Genomic DNA, 21,255 nt, shown 5'->3' with positions numbered 1-21,255 from the left:
ATTTTTCAATTAGTTATTTTTAATATTCTCTATAAATTGATCAAATAGATACACCGAATCATTAGGCCCAGGACTTGCCTCTGGGTGATATTGTACTGAGAAACAATTCTTATTCTTTATCTTAATACCTGCAACGGTATTGTCATTAAGGTGCACATGTGTAATCTCAACATTGGCATTTGCCTCAGTTTCTTCTCTATTTATAGCAAAACCATGATTTTGTGATGTAATCTCACCTTTTCCTGTTATTAAATTTTTTACAGGATGGTTAATACCTCTATGTCCGTTGTGCATTTTGTAAGTAGAAATACCATTAGCCAAAGCAATGACTTGGTGGCCTAAGCATATACCAAATAAAGGTTTATTTCTTGAAATAATTTCTTTTGCAACGGCTTGAGCTTCTACGAGTGGTTCTGGATCACCAGGTCCATTAGAAATAAAATAACCATCTGGATTAAATGCTTCTAAATCTTCAAACTTAGAATTATGAGGAAAGACTTTTATATAAGCATCACGATTTGCTAAGTTCTCAAGGATATTCTTTTTAATACCTATATCTAAAGCAGAAATCTTATGTGTGGCATTTTCATTACCATAGAAATATGGCGCTTTAGTTGATACTTTTGAAGCCAACTCTAAACCTTCCATATTTGGTTGTTCTGCTAATTGCTTCTTTAAGCTTTCTATGTTATCTACTTCAGTAGATATTACTGCATTCATTGCTCCATTATCTCTTATATAGCTCACCAATGCTCTCGTGTCTACATCAGAAATGGCCAATGTATTATGCTTTTCAAAATAGTCTTCTAAAGAAGCATCACCAGCTGGTCTAGAGTATTCGAAACTGAAGTTCTTACAAATTAATCCAGCAATCTTTACAGTATTTGATTGATTTTCTTCTTCCTTAGTACCATAATTACCGATATGTGCATTTGTTGTGACCATAAGTTGTCCATAATACGATGGATCTGTAAATATTTCTTGGTAACCTGTAGTACCTGTATTAAAACAAACCTCACCAAATGATGTACCCTCTTTACCTATAGATTTACCATAGAATATTGTACCATCCGCTAATAAAATCAGTGCTTTTTTTCTTTGTTTGTATTTCATAGTTTAAAATTTCTCATTTTTTTAAAACACCCCTAAAATCCCCTCAAGGGGACAATCTAATCAATAATAATTCATTTAAGTTTTCGCAAAAATCCAAAAAAAAAGGATAAACTTAAAAAGTCTATCCTCTATATTTATTAATCGTTATTAACACTCGATAATCGCGATTTAAATAACGCAATGGAAAGTATCAAATTTTTATCATTAGTGATTTCAAAATCTGTTGGCTTTCCTAGTTTCATTATTATTCTTCTTCGTTAGTAGCTTTAGTTTCTACTGGTGGTACAGCTGTTGTACTTTTCTTACCACCTCTTCTACTTCTACGTGTCTTCTTCTCAGGTCTTCCTGCAGTATAGAGCTCATTATAATCTACAAGCTCTATCATTGCCATATCAGCGTTATCACCTAATCGGTTTCCTAACTTAATGATACGTGTATAACCACCAGGACGATCAGCAACCTTAGCGGCGACATCTCTAAACAATTCTGCTACAACATCTTTTTGCTTTAATCTAGACATCACAACTCTTCTATTGTGTGTTGTATCTTCTTTAGATTTAGTAATTAAAGGCTCAACAAATTGCTTAAGTGCTTTAGCTTTTGCAGTTGTTGTGTTAATACGCTTATGTTCAATTAAAGAGCATGCCATATTAGCTAACATTGCTTTTCTATGCGCTGATTTTCTACCTAAGTGATTGAATTTTTTTCCGTGTCTCATGACTCTTGTTTTATCATCTTGCTACCAAATTCTAACTGTGTATGTCAGAAGAGCAAAATATGATTATTATTAATTTTCGATTTAAAATTCTAGGATTACGCTTAAACAATTTAAAAAATCATCATTCGTAAATCTACAATCTTCAATCGTTAGTCTTTGTCTAATTTATATTTGCTTAAATCCATTCCGAAGTTAAGCCCCTTTACATTCACTAATTCTTCTAGCTCAGTTAAAGACTTCTTACCAAAGTTTCTGAATTTCATTAAATCGTTTTTGTTAAATGATACTAAATCCCCTAAGGTATCTACTTCTGCTGCTTTTAAACAGTTTAATGCACGTACTGAAAGATCCATATCAACTAATTTAGTTTTTAATAGTTGTCTCATGTGAAGTGATTCTTCATCATAAGTCTCTGTCTGTGCAATTTCATCCGCTTCTAAAGTGATACGCTCATCTGAGAATAACATAAAGTGGTGAATTAATATTTTAGCTGCTTCTGTTAAAGCATCTTTAGGATGTATAGATCCATCTGTTAAGATTTCGAAAACTAATTTTTCGTAATCCGTTTTTTGCTCAACACGGAAGTTTTCAATACTATACTTTACATTCTTTATTGGAGTGTAAATGGAATCTGTGAATATAGTTCCTATTGGAGCTGAAGCTTTTTTGTTTTCTTCAGCAGGTACATATCCTCTACCTTTCTCTATAGTTAATTCCATATTAATGTTTACTTTAGGATCTAAGTTACAGATCACTAAATCTGTATTTAATACTTGGAATCCTGAAATAAACTTCTGAAAATCACCAGCCGTGATTTGATCTTGTCCAGAGATTGAAATCGTAACTGTTTCGTTGTCTACTTCATCAATCTGACGTTTAAAGTTTACTTGCTTTAAGTTAAGGACTATTTCAGTAACATCTTCTACGACTCCTGAGATTGTAGAAAATTCGTGATCTACACCTTCTATTCTTAAAGATGTAATTGCAAAACCTTCTAATGAAGATAATAACACACGTCTTAATGCGTTACCAACTGTTAAACCATAACCTGGTTCTAATGGTCTGAATTCGAATTTACCTTCGAAATCAGTAGAATCAATCATGATTACTTTGTCTGGTTTTTGGAAATTTAATATTGCCATATCGTTGTCTTCGTTTTAATTGTTATTTGGTTGCGCAGTCTAAAGGTTTGAAGCGATCCTATAAACCCTTTGGCCAAATACCAATGTTGATTATTAAACTATTATTTAGAGTAAAGTTCTACAATGAACTGCTCGTTGATTTGTTCTGGAATCTGAATTCTTGCAGGAACAGATACATACGTTCCTTCCATTGTATCATTATTCCAAGTTATCCATTCGTAAACATTGCTAGAATTAGCTAAGGAACTCTGAATAGCCTCTAATGATTTAGATTTTTCTCTAACGCTTACAACATCACCTGCTTTTAGTTGGTAAGAAGGAATATTTACCTTTTCACCATTTACTGTAATGTGCCTGTGAGATACTAACTGTCTTGCACCACTACGTGATGGAGAAATACCCATTCTAAAAACCACATTATCTAAACGCGATTCACACAATTGTAGTAAAACTTCACCTGTAATACCTTGAGCGGCTGTTGCTCTTTTAAACATGTTTCTGAATTGACGTTCTAAAATACCATAGGTATATTTAGCTTTTTGCTTCTCCATTAACTGGATTGCATATTCAGATTTTTTTCCACGACGACGGTTATTACCGTGCTGTCCTGGAGGATAGTTTCTTTTTTCGAAAGCTTTATCATCTCCGAAAATAGCTTGCCCGAATTTACGAGCGATTTTAGTTTTAGGACCAGTATATCTTGCCATTTTTAATTGTTTTTGAGAGTAGTTAAAGAATTAAGGTCTTAATCTTATCCTTCTGTAACCGGTTATCTCTCGTTGATACTTGTTATTTAAAAGTTTGCAAATTTACGCAAAATAAACTAACATCAAACATTTAGAATGATATTAGTTTATTATAATTTAGCATGGTATAGTGAGATCCTGAACCAAGTTCAGGATGACATTACACACGACGTCTCTTTGGCGGACGACAACCATTATGTGGCATTGGAGTTACGTCGATTATCTCTGTTACTTCAATTCCGGAATTATGTAAAGATCTAATAGCAGATTCTCTACCATTACCAGGACCTTTTACATAAGCTTTAACTTTCTTTAGACCTGCTTCTTTAGCTACACCTGCTGCGTCTTCAGCGGCTAATTGTGCGGCATATGGTGTGTTCTTTTTAGAACCTCTAAAACCCATTTTACCTGCAGATGACCATGAAATTACATCACCTTTTTTATTTGTTAAAGAAATGATGATGTTGTTAAATGAAGCTGTGATGTGTGCCTCACCAATTGCATCAACAATTACTTTACGCTTTTTTGAACTTGACTTTGCCATATTTTATAGTTTCTAGTTGTTAGCTTTTAGTTGTTAGAATCCTAAACCTTCCGATTTCGAACAGATTCATCTAACGTCTAATTACTAATGACTGATGTCTGTTATTATTTAGTTACTTTTTTCTTGTTAGCAACTGTTTTTCTTCTACCTTTTCTTGTACGTGAGTTGTTCTTAGTACGTTGCCCTCTTAAAGGAAGACCAGCCCTATGACGAATACCTCTGTAACATCCAATATCCATTAAACGCTTAATGTTTAATTGAGTTTCAGAACGTAATTCACCTTCAATTTTAAAATTACCAACAGCCTCACGGATTGCTCCAATTTCGTCGTCTGTCCAATCTTGTACTTTAGTGCTCTCATCTACCTTAGCCGTCTCTAAGATTTCTTTAGCTCTACTTCTACCTATACCATAGATATAAGTTAAGGATATTACTCCTCTTTTTTGTTTTGGTATGTCTACACCTGCAATTCTTGCCATATTAATTTAGTGTTTAGTGTTAGCTTTTAGTTGTTAGAATCCTAAACCTTTCGATTTCGAACAGATTCATCTAACGTCTAATTACTAATGACTTTTTCTTTTATCCTTGTCTTTGTTTGAATCTAGGATTCTTTTTGTTAATAACGTAAAGTCTACCTTTACGACGCACTAATTTACAATCAGCACTTCTCTTTTTAACTGATGCTCTTACTTTCATCTGTTTCTTTTTATTTGTTTATAACGGTCAGATATAATCTTTCGATTTTATCTTACTAGTATCTATATGTTATACGAGCCTTAGTTAAATCGTAAGGACTCATTTCTAATTTTACTTTATCACCTGGTAACAGTTTGATATAATGCATACGCATTTTACCAGAGATGTGAGCCGTTACTATGTGACCATTTTCTAATTCTACACGGAACATAGCATTAGATAATGCTTCTATAATTGTACCGTCTTGTTCTATTGCTGCTTGTTTTGCCATAAATTATTTTTAGTGTTCATTGCTCAATTAACAAATATCTTGCCGAATTTTTTACCAATGAACTTTCTAAACTGTGTTTATAATTATGCGGTAACAGATTTTCTGTTTTTACCTGTCTTCATCAAGCCATCATAATGCTTATTTAGTAAATAAGAATTGATCTGTTGCATTGTATCAATAGCCACACCTACCATAATTAAAAGTGATGTTCCTCCAAAAAACAATGCCCATCCTTGCTGTACATTTACCAATTGGTAAACAAAGGCAGGGAAAATAGCTACTAATGCCAAGAAGATAGATCCTGGTAATGTAATTTGGGACATTATTTTATCTAAATACTCAGCCGTTTCAGTACCTGGACGAATGCCTGGTATAAATCCACCACTGCGTTTTAAATCATCTGCCATTTTATTTGTTGGTACTGTAATTGCCGTATAGAAATATGTAAATATTATTATTAATAATGCAAATACGAGATTATACCAAAATCCAAAGATATCTTGGAAATTAGCTTGCATCCATTGTCCTACACTACTTTCTGGACCAAATAACTTTCCTACATAAGCAGGTGCGAACATTATAGCTTGTGCAAAAATGATTGGCATTACACCAGAAGCATTTAACTTAAGTGGTAAAAATTGACGAGATCCAAACACATTTTTTTCATAACCGCCAGAAGCTGTTCTTCTAGCATATTGAACTGCTACTTTACGTACAGCCATTACTAAAAATACAGACGCTAGTATGATTACGAACCAAATTACTAATTCTATAAGAATCATCATAAAACCACCATTACCACCGTCTAATCTAGACGCAGCATTCTGTAAGAATGATTGCGGTAAAGTTGCAATGATACCAACCATAATTAATAATGATATACCATTACCAATACCTTTATCCGTAATTTTCTCACCTAACCACATTGCAAATACACAGCCTGTGACTAATATTATTACCGAAGATATATAAAATGTTGTCTCCGGAAACCCAGGTACTAACATTTGGCTAACGGATTGCAACCCTGATAAAGATGGAATTGTACCTAAGTAGGCTGGCGCTTGAACCAAACAAATACCTATAGTTAACCAACGTGTTATTTGGGTAATTTTCTTTTGCCCACTAGCTCCTTCTTTCTGAAGTTTCTGTAAATAAGGAATCGCAATACCCATTAATTGAACCACAATGGATGCAGAAATGTAAGGCATAATACCCAAAGCAAATACTGACGCATTAGAAAAACCACCACCTGTAAAGGCATTAATTAATCCTAATAATCCTCCTTGAGCTGCCGAGCTCTGTAGTTCCGCCAATTTAGCAAAATCTACACCTGGCAAAGTTACTTGAGCACCAAAACGGTACACGAGTAACAGCCCTAAGGTTAGTATAATTCTATCCTTAAGTTCAGTGATTTTCCAGACGTTTTTTAGTGTTTCTATTATCTTCATCCTTACAATCTTATAAAGTTACAGCTTCACCACCAGCAGCTTCTATCGCAGCTTTTGCTGTAGCAGTAAATTTATGAGCAGTTACGGTTAGTTTAGTTTTTAACTCTCCTCTACCTAAGATTTTAACTAGATCGTTTTTTCCAGCTTTACCCAATGCTACAAGAGCATCAAAATCTACAGTATCCTTAATTTTCTTTTCGTCAACTAATTGTTGTAGGGTATCTAAGTTTACACCTTGATACTCTACTCTATTAATATTAGTAAAGCCAAATTTAGGCACACGTCTTTGTAAAGGCATCTGCCCTCCTTCAAACCCTAGTTTCTTAGAATAACCAGAACGTGACTTAGCACCTTTGTGTCCTCTACGTGCAGTACCACCTTTACCAGATCCCTGACCACGTCCAACACGTTTTCCTTGATTTTTTACTGAACCTTCTGCAGGTTTTAAATTACTTAAATCCATTTTTAAGTCTATATTTTTAAGCTTCTTCTACAGAAACTAAGTGTTCAACTTTTTTTACCATACCAAGGATATTTGGTGTGGCATCGTGCTCTACTACTTGACCAATCTTTTTTAATCCTAAAGCTTCTAATGTTAGCTTTTGTCTTTTAGTACGATTGATTGCACTTTTTACTTTAGTTACTTTAATCTTTGCCATTTTATGCTAGTATTAAGTATATAGTATTAAGTATTTAGTATAATGTGATGTAGTTAAACTACAAGTAACTAACTACTTTGTACTTCATACTATTTTTTATCCTTTAAATACTTTTTCTAGTGAAATTCCTCGCTCCTTAGCTATTGCTTTTGCGTCTCTTAATTGTAGTAAAGCATCAAACGTTGCTTTTACTACATTATGTGGGTTAGAAGATCCTTGAGATTTTGATAATACGTCATGTATACCAACGGCTTCAAGTACTGTTCTTACAGCACCACCAGCAATAACACCTGTACCAGGGGCAGCAGGTATTATATTTACTCTTGCACCACCATACTTACCTTTTTGCTCGTGCGGTAATGTTCCCTTTATAATAGGAATTTTAACTAAATTTTTCTTAGCGTCCTCCACGGCTTTGGCAATAGCAGTTGCAACATCTTTAGATTTCCCTAAACCATGTCCTACAACTCCGGCTTCGTCACCTACTACTACTATAGCAGAAAAACCAAATGCTCTACCACCTTTTGTAACTTTAGTTACACGCTGTACACCAACTAAGCGATCTTTTAATTCTAGTCCACCTGGTTTTACTAATTCTGCGTTTTTATATTTTTGATACATAATGTCTTAAAATTTAAGTCCTGCTTCTCTAGCACCTTCTGCTAATGATTTTACTCTTCCGTGATATAAGTAACCACCTCTATCAAAAGAAATAGTTTCAACACCAGCCTTCATAGCTTTTTCTGCAACAGCCTTACCAACTAAAGCCGCAACTTCAGTCTTATTACCTTTAGACTTTGCTATATCTTTATCTCTTGAAGACGCAGCAGCTATAGTTACACCAGTTACATCATTTACGACTTGAGCATAAATTTCTTTATTACTTCTAAAAACAGCTAATCTTGGTCTACTTTCAGTACCAGATACTACCTTACGGATTCTGTTTTTTATTCTTATTCTTCTTTCGTTCTTTGTCAATGCCATAACTTAATTATTAAGCTGATTTACCTGCTTTTCTTCTAATTTCTTCACCAACAAACTTAATACCTTTTCCTTTGTAAGGCTCTGGCTTACGGAAACCACGTATCTTAGCGGCTACTTGTCCTACTAATTGCTTATCGTGCGAAGTTAATTTAACGATTGGGTTTTTACCTTTTTCTGATATTGTCTCAACTTTCACTTCTGGTGCAATATCTAAAACAATGTTGTGAGAGAAACCAATAGCTAAATCTAATTTTTGTCCTTGATTTGATGCTCTATAACCTACACCAACTAATTCTAGTTCTTTGGTCCAGCCTTTAGAAACACCTTCTATCATATTAGCAATTAACGCTCTGTATAAACCGTGCTTTGCTCTGTGATCTTTTTTCTCAGAAGGACGAGACAATGTAATTGTACCGTCTTCTAATTTTATTTCAACTTCTGAATACTCTTGAGTTAATTCTCCTAATTTGCCTTTTGCAGTGATTAAGTTATCTGTAATCTCAAGTGATACACCTTCAGGAACTGTTATTGGGTTTTTACCTATTCTTGACATAATTTCCTGTTTTTAGTATACGTAACATAATACTTCGCCACCAACGTTTTCTCTTTGCGCTTGTTTACCCGTCATCACACCGTGAGACGTTGAAACAATTGCAATACCTAAACCATTTAAGATTCTTGGCATTTCGTTAGCACCAGCATATTTACGTAAACCTGGTTTACTGATTCTTTGAATTTTTTTAATAACCGACTCTTTAGTGTCTTTGTTATACTTTAAGGCAATTTTAATTGAACCTTGCGTACTTGAGTCATCAAACTTATAACTTAAAATATAGCCTTGATCGAATAATATTTTAGTCATCTCTTTTTTTAAGTTAGATGCCGGTATTTCTACCACTCTGTGATTTGCTTTAACAGCATTTCTAACTCGCGTTAAATAATCCGCTATTGGATCTGTGTACATAAAATTAGTTTTTGGAAAATGGTTTTCGACTATTGCGAACCTTTATTCCGATTATACAATACTTATATTGTTAATAGTACAGAAGCTAATTCGCTTCCTTATTTACCAACTTGCTTTCTTTACCCCAGGAATTAATCCTTTGTTAGCCATTTCTCTAAACATTACACGCGAGATACCAAATTGTCTCATATAACCTTTTGGTCTTCCTGTAAGTTTACAACGGTTATGCATACGTATTGGAGAAGCATTTTTTGGTAACTTTTGTAATGCTTCGTAATCTCCAGCTTCTTTTAAAGCTTTACGTTTTTCTGCATATTTAGCTACCGTTTTAGCACGCTTCACCTCACGAGCTTTCATTGATTCTTTAGCCATAATTAATTCTTTTTAAATGGTAATCCTAGTTCTGTTAATAATGACTTTGCTTCTTTGTCTGTATCAGCAGAAGTCACAAATGTAATATCCATACCAGATATTTTATTGATTTTATCAATGTTAATTTCTGGAAAAATGATTTGTTCTGTAACACCTAAGTTATAGTTTCCACGGCCATCAAAACCAGTAGCTTTGATACCGTTAAAATCTCTTACTCGTGGTAACGCTGAAGTTACTAAACGATCTAAGAACTCATACATTTGTTCTCCTCTTAATGTTACTTTGGCACCAATTGGCATGCCCTTACGTAATTTAAAAGATGCAACGTCTTTCTTAGAAATTGTAGCTACAGCTTTCTGTCCAGTAATTTTAGTTAATTCATCAACGGCATGATCAATTAATTTTTTATCTGCAACAGCAGCACCTACACCTCGAGATAAAACTATTTTCTCTAGCTTAGGTACTTGCATTACATTCTTATATCCAAATTCTTCGGTAAGAGCAGCAACAACTTTGTCCTTATACTCTTGTTTTAATCTTGCAACGTAAGCCATAATTAAATTACTTCATTAGATTTCTTAGAAAATCTTACTTTATTATCGCCATCCATTCTATAACCTACTCTTGTAGTTTCGCCCTTACTTGTTAATAAAGATAAGTTTGATATATGAATTGATGCTTCTTTCTCTACAATACCACCTTGAGGGTTTTGCGCACTTGGTTTAGTATGTTTCTTAACCATGTTTACACCTTCTACTATGGCTTTGTTTTTATCTTTTAATACTTTAAGTACTTTACCTTCTGAACCCTTGTGGTCACCAGCAATTACTTGTACTGTATCGCCAGATTTTATTTTAAGCTTTGTCATCTTTCTTAATCAATTATAGCACCTCTGGTGCTAATGATACAATTTTCATGAATTGTTTATCACGAAGTTCTCTAGCTACAGGACCAAAGACACGAGTTCCTCTCATTTCTCCTGTAGGGTTTAAAAGTACACATGCGTTATCATCAAATCTAATGTAAGAGCCATCTGGCCGTCTTACTTCTTTTGCTGTACGTACAACAACTGCTGTAGATACTGCACCTTTTTTGATGTTTCCATTTGGAGTAGCATCTTTAACAGACACCACTATTTTATCTCCAACAGACGCATATCGTCTTTTTGTTCCTCCTAGTACACGGATAGTTAAAACTTCCTTAGCACCAGTATTGTCAGCTACTTTTAATCTTGATTCTTGTTGTACCATAATTACTTAGCTCTTTCAATTATTTCTACTAATCTCCAACACTTAGATTTACTCATAGGTCTTGTTTCCATGATCTTTACAGTATCTCCTTCGTTGCAGTCGTTTGTTTCATCGTGTGCGACATATTTTTTTGTCTTTAACACGAACTTTCCATACATAGGGTGCTTTACTTTTTTAACTTCTGCAACAACTATAGATTTCTCCATTTTGTTACTAGTAACTATCCCTATACGTTCTTTTCTTAAATTTCTTTTTTCCATCTTTCAGCAGAATTATTGATCGTCTCTTTTAGTTAATTCAGTCGCAACTCTAGCTACTGCACGACGTGCATGACGTAACTGAATTGGGTTTTCTAAAGGAGATATTGCATGTGCCATTTTTAGGTCTACATAACTCTTTTTAGTCTCACTAAGTTTTTCTTGTAACTCAGCTGTTGAAAGCTGTTTAATTTCTGATTGCTTCATAATATCTTTTTATTAAGCTTCGTAATCTCTAGCTATGATAAACTTAGTTTTTACCGGAAGTTTTTGTGCTGCTAAACGTAATGCTTCTTGAGCTACGTCTAATGGCACTCCACTTATTTCAAATAAAACGCGTCCTGGTTTTACAACTGCTGCCCAATATTCTACGGCACCTTTACCTTTACCCATACGTACTTCAAGAGGTTTCTTTGTAATAGGCTTGTCTGGAAATATTTTTATCCATAACGATCCTTCTCTTTTCATGTAACGAGTAGCGGCAATACGCGCAGCTTCTATTTGACGTGCAGTTATAAAAGACGAATCTAATGACTTAATACCGAAAGTACCATTTGATAACAAATGACCTCTTCCTGCATTTCCTTTCATACGACCCTTTTGCTGCTTACGAAATTTTGTTCTTTTAGGCTGTAACATTTTTTCCTTTCTTTAAAAAATTACTCGATAATCGAGATTAAATTAGTTTTTAGTTTAGCTCTTTTTATGAGTTCCTTACTAGAAACTAATCTCAATCATGCTAGAGCTTATTTACTTTCTACGACGTTGATTACCTTTGTTACCACGTCCACCTTTTCCTTTTTGCTTAGAAAGACCAACTAATGGAGAAAGTTCTCTTTTTCCATAAACTTCACCTTTCATAATCCACACTTTAATACCCAATCTACCATAAGTAGTATGTGCTTCAACAAGAGCATAATCAATATCTGCTCTAAATGTAGACAATGGAATACGTCCTTCTTTATAGTGCTCAGAACGTGCCATTTCAGCACCATTCAAACGACCACTAATTTGAATTTTAATTCCTTCAGCATTCATACGCATTGCAGCAGCGATAGCCATTTTAATAGCACGTCTGTAAGAAATTCTACTTTCAATTTGACGCGCAACACTTGCTGCTACTAAATGTGCATCTAGTTCAGGTCTTTTAATTTCAAAGATGTTCAATTGAACTTCTTTTCCAGTAATTTTTTTAAGCTCTTCTTTTAACTTATCTACCTCTTGTCCTCCTTTACCGATAATAATGCCAGGTCTAGCAGTAGTGATAGTAACGGTTACAAGTTTAAGCGTACGCTCAATTATTACTCTACTTACACTAGCTTTAGATAAACGCGCATGGATATACTTACGGATTTTATCATCCTCAGCAAGTTTATCTCCATAATCATTTCCGCCATACCAGTTAGATTCCCATCCTCTGATAATTCCTAAGCGATTTCCGATTGGATTTGTCTTTTGTCCCATATCTCTATCTTAGCTTTGTGTTTTATTTAATGCATCTATTACCACGGTTACGTGATTAGAACGCTTTCTAATTCTATGTGCTCTACCTTGCGGTGCAGGGCGTAAACGCTTAAGCATTGTGCCACCATCTACTCTTATCTCCTTAATGTAAAGCTTTGCTTCTTCTACGTCAGCATCTTCATTTTTAGCTTGCCAGTTTGCAATTGCAGACATTACTAATTTCTCTAAACGACGCGACGCTTCCTTAGGGCTAAATCTAAGAATCTGAAGTGCTTTATCAGCCTTTTCACCTCTTACTAAATCCGCTACTAAACGCATTTTTCTTGGAGATGTAGGACAGTTATTTAGCTTAGCAAAAGCAATCTGCTTTTTTTCAGCCTTAATAGCTTCCGCCATTTGTTTTTTACGACTTCCCATGATTCTTATTTTTTACCTTTATTCTTAGCACCTGCATGACCTCTAAATGATCTTGTTGGTGAAAATTCTCCTAATTTATGACCTACCATATTTTCAGTAACATAAACTGGTACAAACTGACGACCATTATGAACGGCAATTGTCTGACCAACGAAATCTGGTGAAATCATTGATGCTCTTGACCAAGTTTTTATTACTGTCTTTTTGTTAGAAGCTACATTTTCTGCAACTTTCTTTTCTAATTTATAATGGATATAAGGTCCTTTTTTTAATGAACGTGCCATACTTTCTTAATTATTTCTTTCTACGTTCTACAATATACTTGTTACTCGCTTTGGACTTAGAACGTGTTCTGTAACCCTTAGCAGGAATACCGTTTCTAGATCTTGGGTGTCCACCAGAAGATTTACCTTCACCACCACCCATTGGATGATCTACTGGATTCATTACTACTGGTCTTGTACGTGGACGTCTTCCTAACCATCTTGTTCTACCCGCTTTACCAGAAACTAATAATTGATGATCTGAGTTAGAAATAACACCTATCGTTGCCATACACGTTACTAATACCATTCTAGTCTCACCAGATGGTAATTTTACAGTAGCGAACTTACCATCTCTTGCCATTAGTTGAGCAAAAGCCCCTGCGCTACGCGCCATAACGGCACCTTGACCAGGTCTTAACTCAATACAAGAAATAATTGTACCTAAAGGTATTTCACTCAACGGCATTGCATTTCCAATTTCTGGAGCAATTCCACTTTCACCAGATACGATTTTTTGCCCTACCTGTAAACCATTTTGAGCAATAACATAACGTTTCTCACCGTCTTGGTAATTTAATAGTGCAATAAATGCTGTTCTGTTTGGATCGTACTCTATAGACTTAACTTCTGCTGGAACTCCAGTTTTGTTTCGTTTAAAATCTATGATACGATACTTCTTCTTATGACCGCCACCTTTGTAGCGCATGGTCATTTTTCCTTGACTGTTTCTACCACCAGTTCTTTTTTTCGGAGCAAGCAAGCTTTTCTCCGGCTTATCAGTAGTAATGGCGTCAAATCCATTTACTACTCTAAATCGCTGAGCTGATGTGATCGGTTTTAATTTTCTTACTGACATTTGTCTTGTTTTTGGTTTTTAGCTTTTAGGTTTATTCTCTAATAAAAATTATTAGTAACCTAACACCTTTAACCTTTTTTTACATGTTAGCGTATAAATCTATTGTTTCACCTTCCGCCAGTTGTACAATTGCTTTTTTAACAGCATTTGTTTTACCATGTTGAATTCCCGTTTTTGTATAACGTGTTCTTCTATCTGGACGGACATTAATAGTACGAACTTTTTCTACAGAAACACCATAAGCAGCTTCCACCGCTTTTTTGATTTCTACCTTGTTCGCCTTTGTGTTCACTTCAAACGCATACGCATTAAGCACCTCGCTTTGCATGGTTGCTTTTTCTGTGATGATAGGTTTAATTAAGATACTCATCTGTGTTCTATTTACTTAAATTTGATTCAATTCCTTCTAACGCACCTTCTAAAAGAACTACTTTATTAGCGTTCATAATTTTATAAGTACTTAATTCTGAGCTAGTTATAACTTCAGAACCTTTTAAATTGCGCGACGACAAATATACATTATTATTCGAGTCACCCAATACAAATAGAGACTTTTTGTTGTCAATCTCTAATGCCTTTAAGACTTCAACAAAATTTTTGGTCTTTGGAGCATCGAAATTAAAATCTTCTAATACTACAATTGACTTATCGTTTGCCTTAATACTTAATGCAGATTTACGTGCTAATCGCTTTACGTTTTTGTTTAATTTAAAACCGTAATTTCTTGGTCTTGGACCAAACATACGCCCTCCACCTTTAAATACACCAGACTTAATAGAACCTGCACGTGCTGTACCTGTTCCTTTTTGTTTTTTTATCTTACGTGTACTTCCAGTAATTTCTGCTCTTTCTTTAGCCTTATGCGTTCCTTGTCTTTGGTTAGCTAAGTATTGCTTAACGTCCAAATAGACTGCATGATTATTAGGCTCTATAGCAAATACGTCTTTAGAAAGCTCAGCTTTTCTTCCCGTATCTTTTCCGTTTATATCTAAAACTGCTACCTTCATTACTTCTCAATAATTACATAAGAATTTTTGTGGCCAGGAATACATCCTTTTACAACAAGTAGGTTCTTTTCTGGAACTACTTTATAAATTCTTAAATTTTGAACTTTAACTGTTTCGCCACCCATTCTTCCGGCCATCTTCATTCCTTTGAATACTCTCGCAGGATAAGAAGCTGCACCAATAGAACCTGGAGCTCTTAAACGGTTGTGCTGACCATGCGTTGCTTGACCTACACCACCAAAATTGTGACGTTTTACTACACCTTGGAAACCTTTACCTTTGGACGTTCCGGAAATATCCACGAACTCACCTTCAATAAACTGCTCTACTGTAATAGCATCACCTAATTTGTACTCCTCACCAAAACCTTTAAATTCTACGACTTTGCGTTTTACAGAAGTACCCGCTTTTTTAGCATGCCCTTGAGCTGCTTTAGTAGCGTTTTTTTCTGTCGCGTCATCGAAACCTAATTGAAGTGCATTATAACCATCCACTTCTTCAGTTCTGACTTGGGTAACGATACATGGACCTGCTTCGATTACTGTACATGGAATGTTTTTTCCATTTTCGTCGAAGATGCTGGTCATACCGATTTTTTTTCCAATTAACCCAGACATTTTAATTTACGATTTACGATTGTTGGTTTTTCGATTTCTCAATCTACCTTCAATCTATTGTTATTATTAATTTACTTATTCAAAATTTAAGGCTGAAAAATACGTTTCAGCCTTGAATTGTATTTTTTACCGTTTTTCCCGCGACCGCATCGGTGGGACATGTTCACTTCGACTTCGCTCAGCGACCGAAGTTCAATAATTACACCTTAATCTCTACTTCTACTCCACTTGGTAATTCAAGCTTCATTAAAGCGTCAATTGTTTTTGAAGACGACGAGTAGATATCTAATAATCTCTTATAAGAGCTTAATTGAAATTGTTCTCTAGACTTCTTATTTACGTGTGGTGAACGTAATACTGTGAAAATTTTCTTGTGCGTTGGTAATGGAATCGGACCCGTTACAACAGCACCTGTACTTTTTACTGTCTTTACAATCTTATCAGCAGACTTATCTACTAAGTTGTGATCGTAAGATTTTAATTTTATTCTGATTTTTTGACTCATTTTATTAAGATTTACGATTCAACTCCTTTAGCAGCTTTTATAACTTCTTCTGATATATTAGAAGGTGTTTCAGCATAGTGTGAAAATTCCATCGTTGATGTTGCTCTACCTGAAGATAATGTTCTTAACGTAGTTACGTAACCAAACATCTCAGATAACGGTACTGTAGCTTTTACAGTTTTAGCACCAGCTCTATCACCCATTTCACTTACCTGACCACGACGACGGTTTAAGTCACCTACGATATCACCCATATTTTCTTCTGGTGTAATCACTTCAAGCTTCATGATTGGCTCCATGATCACAGCTTTTGCTGCTTTTGCTGCATTTTTGAATCCAAGCTTTGCTGCCAATTCGAATGATAACTGATCAGAATCTACATCGTGGTAAGAACCATCAGTTAACGTTACTTTCATAGCATCTACTTCATAGCCTGCTAATGGTCCATTTACCATGGCCATTTTGAATCCTTTTTCTACAGATGGAACAAATTCTTTAGGAACGTTACCACCTTTAATTGCAGACTCAAACTGAAGTCCTACTTCTCCTTCTTCTGCAGGTTCTAATGTAAATACGATATCCGCAAATTTACCACGTCCACCAGATTGCTTTTTATAAACCTCTCTGTGTTCTGCACGCTGTGTAATAGCTTCTTTGTACTCTACTTGAGGTTGCCCTTGGTTAACTTCAACTTTAAACTCACGCTTTAACCGGTCTACAATAATATCTAAGTGAAGCTCACCCATACCAGAAATAATGGTCTGACCAGACGCTTCGTCTGTTCTTGCTGTAAATGTTGGATCTTCTTCAGATAATTTTGCTAACGCCATACCTAATTTATCAACATCTGCTTTGGTCTTAGGTTCCACAGCAATACCAATTACTGGATCTGGGAAGTCCATAGATTCTAAAACGATAGGATTCTTTTCATCAGACATAGTATCTCCAGTCTTAATATCTTTAAATCCTACTGCCGCACCAATATCACCTGCTTCTATAAAATCGATAGCATTTTGTTTATTAGAATGCATTTGATAGATACGAGATATACGCTCTTTTTTACCTGAACGGTTATTTAAGATATAAGAACCAGCATCTAAACGACCAGAATATGCTCTAAAGAATGCTAAACGTCCTACGAAAGGATCTGTTGCTATCTTAAATGCTAATGCAGCAAATGGTTCTTTAACGTCTGGCTTACGAATAATCTCTTCACCAGTGTTAGGATCTGTACCTGTAATACCTTCTTTATCTGTTGGAGAAGGTAGGTAACGACACACAGCATCTAATAAGAACTGTACACCTTTATTTTTAAATGCAGAACCACAAACCATAGGTATAATAGCCATATCCATTACAGCAGCTCTAAGTGCAGCATGCACTTCTTCTTCTGTAATAGAGTTTTCATCCTCCATGAATTTCTCTAAAAGATTTTCATCGTAACTTGCTACTTCCTCTATAAGATTGGCTCTTAATTCTGCTGCTTCTTCTTTTAATTCTTCTGGTATGTCAATAACATCAAAAGTTGCTCCTTGAGTTTCATCGTGCCATACAATAGCACGGTTCTTTACTAAATCTACAATACCCTTAAAGTCTGCTTCGTCACCAATATTCATTACAATTGGCACAGCATTAGACTTCAACATATCTTTTACTTGCTGGCATACTGCCATAAAGTTAGAGCCTTGACGGTCCATTTTATTAACAAAACCAATACGAGGTACTTTATAATTATCAGCTAATCTCCAGTTAGTTTCAGACTGTGGCTCAACACCATCAACGGCACTAAATAAGAATACTAAACCATCTAGTACACGTAAAGAACGGTTTACCTCAACCGTAAAATCAACGTGACCTGGTGTGTCTATAATATTAAAGTGATATCCTTTTGTATCTGCGGTAGCCTTACCGTTTTCCATTGGAAAATTCCATGTACAAGTTGTTGCTGCAGACGTAATTGTAATACCTCTTTCTTGCTCTTGCTCCATCCAGTCCATTGTAGCTGCTCCATCATGCACCTCACCGATCTTGTGAGATACACCTGTGTAATAAAGGATACGCTCTGTAGTGGTAGTTTTTCCTGCATCAATATGTGCAGCAATACCTATATTTCTTGTGAATTTTAAATCTCTTGCCATTTCTAATTAAAATCTAAAGTGTGAGAATGCTTTATTTGCTTCTGCCATTTTATGAGTATCCACTCTTTTCTTAACGGCAGCACCTTCTTCTTTAGCGGCAGCTAATACTTCTGCTGCTAAACGCTGTGCCATAGATTTTTCGTTTCTTTTACGTGCGTAGCTTATTAACCACTTCATCGCTGTCGAAACTTTACGGTCTGGACGAATTTGCATTGGTATTTGGAATGTAGCACCACCAACACGACGACTACGCACTTCTACGTGAGGCATCACATTAGATAACGCGTCTTTCCAGATTTCTAAAGCTGTTTTTTCGTCATCATTTTTTTTCTCTTCAACAATATCAATTGCATCATAGAATACTTTAAAAGCTACAGACTTTTTACCATCCCACATCATGTTGTTAACAAAACGTGTTACCAACTGATCGTTAAATCTTGGGTCTGGTAAAAGCGGTCTCTTTTTTGCTGCTCTTTTTCTCATGTCTTCTTTTAAGTTGTTTAGTTCTTAGTTGTTAGTCGTTAGTTGCTTGATGTTACGTTCATCAATCATAACTTTCAACTTATAACTTGTTTTACTTTTTAGGGCGTTTTGCACCATACTTAGATCTACGTTGTGTGCGATCAGCAACACCTGCTGTATCTAGTGCACCACGAACGATGTGATATCTAACACCTGGCAAATCTTTTACCCTTCCACCTCTAACCAATACTATCGAGTGCTCTTGTAAGTTGTGACCTTCTCCACCGATGTATGCATTTACTTCGTTTCCGTTTGTTAAACGAACCCTTGCTACCTTACGCATTGCTGAGTTAGGTTTTTTAGGAGTCGTTGTATAAACACGAGTACATACACCACGTCTTTGAGGACACGAATCCAAAGCAGCCGATTTACTCTTCTTGGTTATTTTGGCTCTTCCTTTTCGTACTAATTGTGAAATTGTTGGCATATATTTCTATATAAAAATTTTATTAACCCTCACTTTTGAGGGCTGCAAAGGTAGAAATATATATTTATTATTCAAATACTTGAGAATTTATTTTTTAAAGAAACAGAAGGTTTCGTTTTATACGTGTATTATATGGTCTATTTTTACGTTATCATTTGAGTTATTCCAATAAAATGTAATGGTTTTTATTAAACGACTTTCAATTCTCTTTTTTTTGATTTTTTTAAATCATGTTAAAAGTCAATCTATTTACCTAAAAGCATTGGGTGAAAATGTGTCAAACACCAAAGTTATAGACTCAATTGGCTACATAAATTCTTTTGACAATTACTTAAGTCTCGAAACAGAATTAAACACAATAAAAACTAAACTCACTAGGTCTGGTTATATAGACACCGTTATAGATAGTATCTCTAAACAAAATGATTCTTTAGTTACAGCTCATTTTTTTTTAGGACAAAAAATTAAACGAATTAAAATAACACACAGCACTGATTTTAATATTGAATTACTCAATTTTATAGACCACAAAAAAGACCATAATACTTTTGAATTAGATATTACTCAGTTAGAAAGCGCTCTTAATACTTTAAATTCTAAAATTGCTGAACAAGGCGACCCGTTTACTACGCTTCAATTGGTTAACATTACTAAACAGGATTCTGATTTAATATCAGCCGACTTAAAAATTGTTTCTAATCAAAAAAGAAGAATTGATAAAATCATTGTAAAAGGATATGAAAATTTCCCACAGTCTTTCATTAAGCGATTTCTGAAATTAAGAACAAACAAAACATTTAACCTTAACGACATAAAAGACAAAATTGAATTAATTGAAGACCTGCGCTTTGCAAAAAAAATTAAAGATCCCGAGGTATTATTTACTAAAGACTCTACAACACTTTATATATATGTAGAAAAAACACGTACTAATAACTTTGATGGCTTTCTTGGTTTTGGAACCAATGAAAACACAAATAAAATAGAATTTGACGGGTATTTAGATTTAAGATTAATTAATAATCTTAATTATGGAGAGACTTTAAATCTATTCTATAAAAGCGATGAAATAGACCAACAAACTTTTAGAGTAGACACAGACCTACCTTATTTATTTGGCTCACCTTTAGGGTTGCAGGTTGGTTTAAATATTTTTAGAAAAGACACTACTTTTTCTAATGCTAAGCAATATGCTAAATTAAATTATCAAATAAATGCTCAACATAGAATTGCTGCTGGAATAAACACAATAAGCTCCACAAATCTATTAGAAGACGACACAGTTATCTTAAATGATTTTACCTCTAATTATTACACTCTAAACTACACGTTTACAAAACCACAATTCTACGATCCTTTATTTCCCATCAATTTTTGGTTTCAATTATCGTCTGGTTTTGGCAATAGAGAAAACAACCTAGGAACTCAAAATCAGTCTGTGTATAATTTAGACACGTATAAGATATTTAATTTTAATCCAAAAAATAGTGTCTATACGCGTTTAAACGGAGCTGTTCTAAACTCTAATGATTATTTAGATAATGAACTTTTTAGATTTGGTGGGATTAATTCTATAAGAGGATTTGAAGAAAACAGTTTAGTTGCTAACTTATACGGTGTATTAAACACAGAATATCGCTATAGACTTAGCAATGGTATTTACATTCACTCTGTTTTGGATGCCGCTTATTTTGAAAATAAAATAACAGATACAAAACAAAAATTATTTGGGTTTGGTTTTGGATTAGGTTTGCTTACCAACGCAGGTCTTTTTAGATTAAACTACTCTAGTGGTAAATCTGAGAATAGACCATTTAGATTATCAGACTCTAAAGTTCATGTGAGTTTAACAGCAACCTTTTGATTTATTTC

The 21,255-nt window shown here is 34.6% G+C and carries 34 protein-coding genes; 1 reads left to right on the top strand and 33 read right to left on the bottom strand.

Translation table 11 applies throughout. From position 1 onward, the window contains the following. Positions 1-9: 9 nt before the first annotated feature. From carA to rpsL, 33 genes are all read right to left on the bottom strand, one after another. Positions 10-1,113 (bottom strand): glutamine-hydrolyzing carbamoyl-phosphate synthase small subunit, encoded by a 1,104-nt coding sequence (carA, locus tag Q0800_RS11275; RefSeq protein WP_299129644.1) that lies wholly within the window; start codon positions 1,111-1,113, stop codon positions 10-12. A gap of 244 nt (positions 1,114-1,357) precedes the next feature. Then, on the bottom strand, positions 1,358-1,831 hold the full coding sequence (gene rplQ, locus Q0800_RS11270) for a 50S ribosomal protein L17 (protein ID WP_299129640.1): 474 nt from the start codon (positions 1,829-1,831) through the stop codon (positions 1,358-1,360). A gap of 149 nt (positions 1,832-1,980) precedes the next feature. After that, the gene (locus Q0800_RS11265; protein ID WP_299129638.1) at positions 1,981-2,973 is read right to left on the bottom strand and encodes a DNA-directed RNA polymerase subunit alpha; all 993 of its coding nucleotides are present in this window, start codon (positions 2,971-2,973) and stop codon (positions 1,981-1,983) included. Between the two features lie 101 nt (positions 2,974-3,074). Beyond that, the gene (gene rpsD, locus Q0800_RS11260) at positions 3,075-3,680 is read right to left on the bottom strand and encodes a 30S ribosomal protein S4 (protein WP_299129635.1); all 606 of its coding nucleotides are present in this window, start codon (positions 3,678-3,680) and stop codon (positions 3,075-3,077) included. A 199-nt stretch (positions 3,681-3,879) separates the two neighbouring features. Next, on the bottom strand, positions 3,880-4,263 hold the full coding sequence (rpsK, locus tag Q0800_RS11255; RefSeq protein ID WP_299129632.1) for a 30S ribosomal protein S11: 384 nt from the start codon (positions 4,261-4,263) through the stop codon (positions 3,880-3,882). A gap of 104 nt (positions 4,264-4,367) precedes the next feature. Continuing rightward, positions 4,368-4,742, bottom strand: coding sequence for a 30S ribosomal protein S13 (gene rpsM, locus Q0800_RS11250; RefSeq protein ID WP_218546990.1), 375 nt, complete (start codon positions 4,740-4,742; stop codon positions 4,368-4,370). A 100-nt stretch (positions 4,743-4,842) separates the two neighbouring features. Continuing rightward, positions 4,843-4,959, bottom strand: coding sequence for a type B 50S ribosomal protein L36 (gene ykgO, locus Q0800_RS11245; protein WP_008269159.1), 117 nt, complete (start codon positions 4,957-4,959; stop codon positions 4,843-4,845). 55 nt (positions 4,960-5,014) lie between these two features. Beyond that, on the bottom strand, positions 5,015-5,230 hold the full coding sequence (gene infA / locus Q0800_RS11240) for a translation initiation factor IF-1 (protein ID WP_007094967.1): 216 nt from the start codon (positions 5,228-5,230) through the stop codon (positions 5,015-5,017). Positions 5,231-5,313: 83 nt separating this feature from the next. Continuing rightward, on the bottom strand, positions 5,314-6,678 hold the full coding sequence (gene secY / locus Q0800_RS11235) for a preprotein translocase subunit SecY (protein WP_299129629.1): 1,365 nt from the start codon (positions 6,676-6,678) through the stop codon (positions 5,314-5,316). 10 nt (positions 6,679-6,688) lie between these two features. After that, positions 6,689-7,141: a 50S ribosomal protein L15 gene (gene rplO, locus Q0800_RS11230; protein WP_299129627.1), complete on the bottom strand. Its 453-nt coding sequence runs from the start codon at positions 7,139-7,141 to the stop codon at positions 6,689-6,691. A gap of 16 nt (positions 7,142-7,157) precedes the next feature. Further along, positions 7,158-7,337 carry a 50S ribosomal protein L30 gene (gene rpmD, locus Q0800_RS11225; protein WP_114300031.1) on the bottom strand — a complete coding sequence of 60 codons (180 nt, stop codon included), beginning with the start codon at positions 7,335-7,337 and terminating at the stop codon, positions 7,158-7,160. A 96-nt stretch (positions 7,338-7,433) separates the two neighbouring features. Then, positions 7,434-7,958 carry a 30S ribosomal protein S5 gene (rpsE, locus tag Q0800_RS11220; RefSeq protein WP_299129625.1) on the bottom strand — a complete coding sequence of 175 codons (525 nt, stop codon included), beginning with the start codon at positions 7,956-7,958 and terminating at the stop codon, positions 7,434-7,436. A 6-nt stretch (positions 7,959-7,964) separates the two neighbouring features. Beyond that, positions 7,965-8,321 carry a 50S ribosomal protein L18 gene (rplR, locus tag Q0800_RS11215; protein WP_299129623.1) on the bottom strand — a complete coding sequence of 119 codons (357 nt, stop codon included), beginning with the start codon at positions 8,319-8,321 and terminating at the stop codon, positions 7,965-7,967. Positions 8,322-8,331: 10 nt separating this feature from the next. Next, a complete protein-coding gene (gene rplF / locus Q0800_RS11210) occupies positions 8,332-8,874 on the bottom strand; it encodes a 50S ribosomal protein L6 (RefSeq protein WP_299129622.1) in 543 nt (180 codons plus the stop codon). 12 nt (positions 8,875-8,886) lie between these two features. Then, positions 8,887-9,285: a 30S ribosomal protein S8 gene (gene rpsH, locus Q0800_RS11205; RefSeq protein ID WP_299129620.1), complete on the bottom strand. Its 399-nt coding sequence runs from the start codon at positions 9,283-9,285 to the stop codon at positions 8,887-8,889. 102 nt (positions 9,286-9,387) lie between these two features. Then, entirely contained in the window at positions 9,388-9,657 is a 270-nt protein-coding gene (gene rpsN / locus Q0800_RS11200; RefSeq protein ID WP_076620346.1) for a 30S ribosomal protein S14, read from the bottom strand. Positions 9,658-9,659: 2 nt separating this feature from the next. Further along, positions 9,660-10,211 carry a 50S ribosomal protein L5 gene (gene rplE / locus Q0800_RS11195; RefSeq protein ID WP_299129617.1) on the bottom strand — a complete coding sequence of 184 codons (552 nt, stop codon included), beginning with the start codon at positions 10,209-10,211 and terminating at the stop codon, positions 9,660-9,662. A gap of 2 nt (positions 10,212-10,213) precedes the next feature. Next, positions 10,214-10,525, bottom strand: coding sequence for a 50S ribosomal protein L24 (rplX, locus tag Q0800_RS11190; RefSeq protein ID WP_299129615.1), 312 nt, complete (start codon positions 10,523-10,525; stop codon positions 10,214-10,216). Positions 10,526-10,538: 13 nt separating this feature from the next. After that, on the bottom strand, positions 10,539-10,907 hold the full coding sequence (gene rplN, locus Q0800_RS11185; RefSeq protein WP_155089961.1) for a 50S ribosomal protein L14: 369 nt from the start codon (positions 10,905-10,907) through the stop codon (positions 10,539-10,541). A gap of 2 nt (positions 10,908-10,909) precedes the next feature. Then, positions 10,910-11,167 (bottom strand): 30S ribosomal protein S17, encoded by a 258-nt coding sequence (rpsQ, locus tag Q0800_RS11180; protein ID WP_008269174.1) that lies wholly within the window; start codon positions 11,165-11,167, stop codon positions 10,910-10,912. 12 nt (positions 11,168-11,179) lie between these two features. Beyond that, the gene (gene rpmC / locus Q0800_RS11175) at positions 11,180-11,371 is read right to left on the bottom strand and encodes a 50S ribosomal protein L29 (RefSeq protein ID WP_299129611.1); all 192 of its coding nucleotides are present in this window, start codon (positions 11,369-11,371) and stop codon (positions 11,180-11,182) included. A 12-nt stretch (positions 11,372-11,383) separates the two neighbouring features. Continuing rightward, on the bottom strand, positions 11,384-11,803 hold the full coding sequence (gene rplP, locus Q0800_RS11170) for a 50S ribosomal protein L16 (protein ID WP_299129609.1): 420 nt from the start codon (positions 11,801-11,803) through the stop codon (positions 11,384-11,386). 111 nt (positions 11,804-11,914) lie between these two features. Continuing rightward, positions 11,915-12,628: a 30S ribosomal protein S3 gene (rpsC, locus tag Q0800_RS11165; RefSeq protein ID WP_299129607.1), complete on the bottom strand. Its 714-nt coding sequence runs from the start codon at positions 12,626-12,628 to the stop codon at positions 11,915-11,917. A 9-nt stretch (positions 12,629-12,637) separates the two neighbouring features. Continuing rightward, on the bottom strand, positions 12,638-13,045 hold the full coding sequence (gene rplV / locus Q0800_RS11160) for a 50S ribosomal protein L22 (RefSeq protein ID WP_299129605.1): 408 nt from the start codon (positions 13,043-13,045) through the stop codon (positions 12,638-12,640). Between the two features lie 5 nt (positions 13,046-13,050). Next, the gene (rpsS, locus tag Q0800_RS11155) at positions 13,051-13,329 is read right to left on the bottom strand and encodes a 30S ribosomal protein S19 (RefSeq protein WP_008269180.1); all 279 of its coding nucleotides are present in this window, start codon (positions 13,327-13,329) and stop codon (positions 13,051-13,053) included. A 10-nt stretch (positions 13,330-13,339) separates the two neighbouring features. Beyond that, the gene (rplB, locus tag Q0800_RS11150; RefSeq protein WP_299129603.1) at positions 13,340-14,167 is read right to left on the bottom strand and encodes a 50S ribosomal protein L2; all 828 of its coding nucleotides are present in this window, start codon (positions 14,165-14,167) and stop codon (positions 13,340-13,342) included. Between the two features lie 79 nt (positions 14,168-14,246). Further along, positions 14,247-14,537: a 50S ribosomal protein L23 gene (gene rplW / locus Q0800_RS11145; protein WP_073085351.1), complete on the bottom strand. Its 291-nt coding sequence runs from the start codon at positions 14,535-14,537 to the stop codon at positions 14,247-14,249. Positions 14,538-14,544: 7 nt separating this feature from the next. Then, the gene (rplD, locus tag Q0800_RS11140; RefSeq protein ID WP_299129598.1) at positions 14,545-15,174 is read right to left on the bottom strand and encodes a 50S ribosomal protein L4; all 630 of its coding nucleotides are present in this window, start codon (positions 15,172-15,174) and stop codon (positions 14,545-14,547) included. Further along, positions 15,174-15,791, bottom strand: a complete 618-nt coding sequence (rplC, locus tag Q0800_RS11135; RefSeq protein WP_299129595.1) for a 50S ribosomal protein L3 — start codon at positions 15,789-15,791, stop codon at positions 15,174-15,176. The genes rplD and rplC overlap by 1 nt, the downstream gene beginning before the upstream one ends. A gap of 199 nt (positions 15,792-15,990) precedes the next feature. Continuing rightward, positions 15,991-16,296 carry a 30S ribosomal protein S10 gene (gene rpsJ, locus Q0800_RS11130; RefSeq protein ID WP_007650482.1) on the bottom strand — a complete coding sequence of 102 codons (306 nt, stop codon included), beginning with the start codon at positions 16,294-16,296 and terminating at the stop codon, positions 15,991-15,993. An 11-nt stretch (positions 16,297-16,307) separates the two neighbouring features. Next, on the bottom strand, positions 16,308-18,434 hold the full coding sequence (gene fusA, locus Q0800_RS11125) for an elongation factor G (RefSeq protein ID WP_299129592.1): 2,127 nt from the start codon (positions 18,432-18,434) through the stop codon (positions 16,308-16,310). Between the two features lie 6 nt (positions 18,435-18,440). Continuing rightward, positions 18,441-18,917, bottom strand: a complete 477-nt coding sequence (gene rpsG / locus Q0800_RS11120) for a 30S ribosomal protein S7 (protein ID WP_299129588.1) — start codon at positions 18,915-18,917, stop codon at positions 18,441-18,443. A gap of 91 nt (positions 18,918-19,008) precedes the next feature. Then, positions 19,009-19,383, bottom strand: coding sequence for a 30S ribosomal protein S12 (gene rpsL, locus Q0800_RS11115; RefSeq protein WP_296355478.1), 375 nt, complete (start codon positions 19,381-19,383; stop codon positions 19,009-19,011). 274 nt (positions 19,384-19,657) lie between these two features. Between rpsL and Q0800_RS11110 the strand changes: the two genes are divergently transcribed. Next, the gene (locus Q0800_RS11110; protein WP_299129584.1) at positions 19,658-21,247 is read left to right on the top strand and encodes a hypothetical protein; all 1,590 of its coding nucleotides are present in this window, start codon (positions 19,658-19,660) and stop codon (positions 21,245-21,247) included. Positions 21,248-21,255 lie beyond the last annotated feature (8 nt).

Origin of the sequence: uncultured Winogradskyella sp., from assembly GCF_937958655.1 — a bacterium.
In the GTDB taxonomy this organism is placed as follows: Bacteria; Bacteroidota; Bacteroidia; order Flavobacteriales; family Flavobacteriaceae; genus Winogradskyella.
This window is presented reverse-complemented; position numbering and strand designations above follow the sequence as displayed.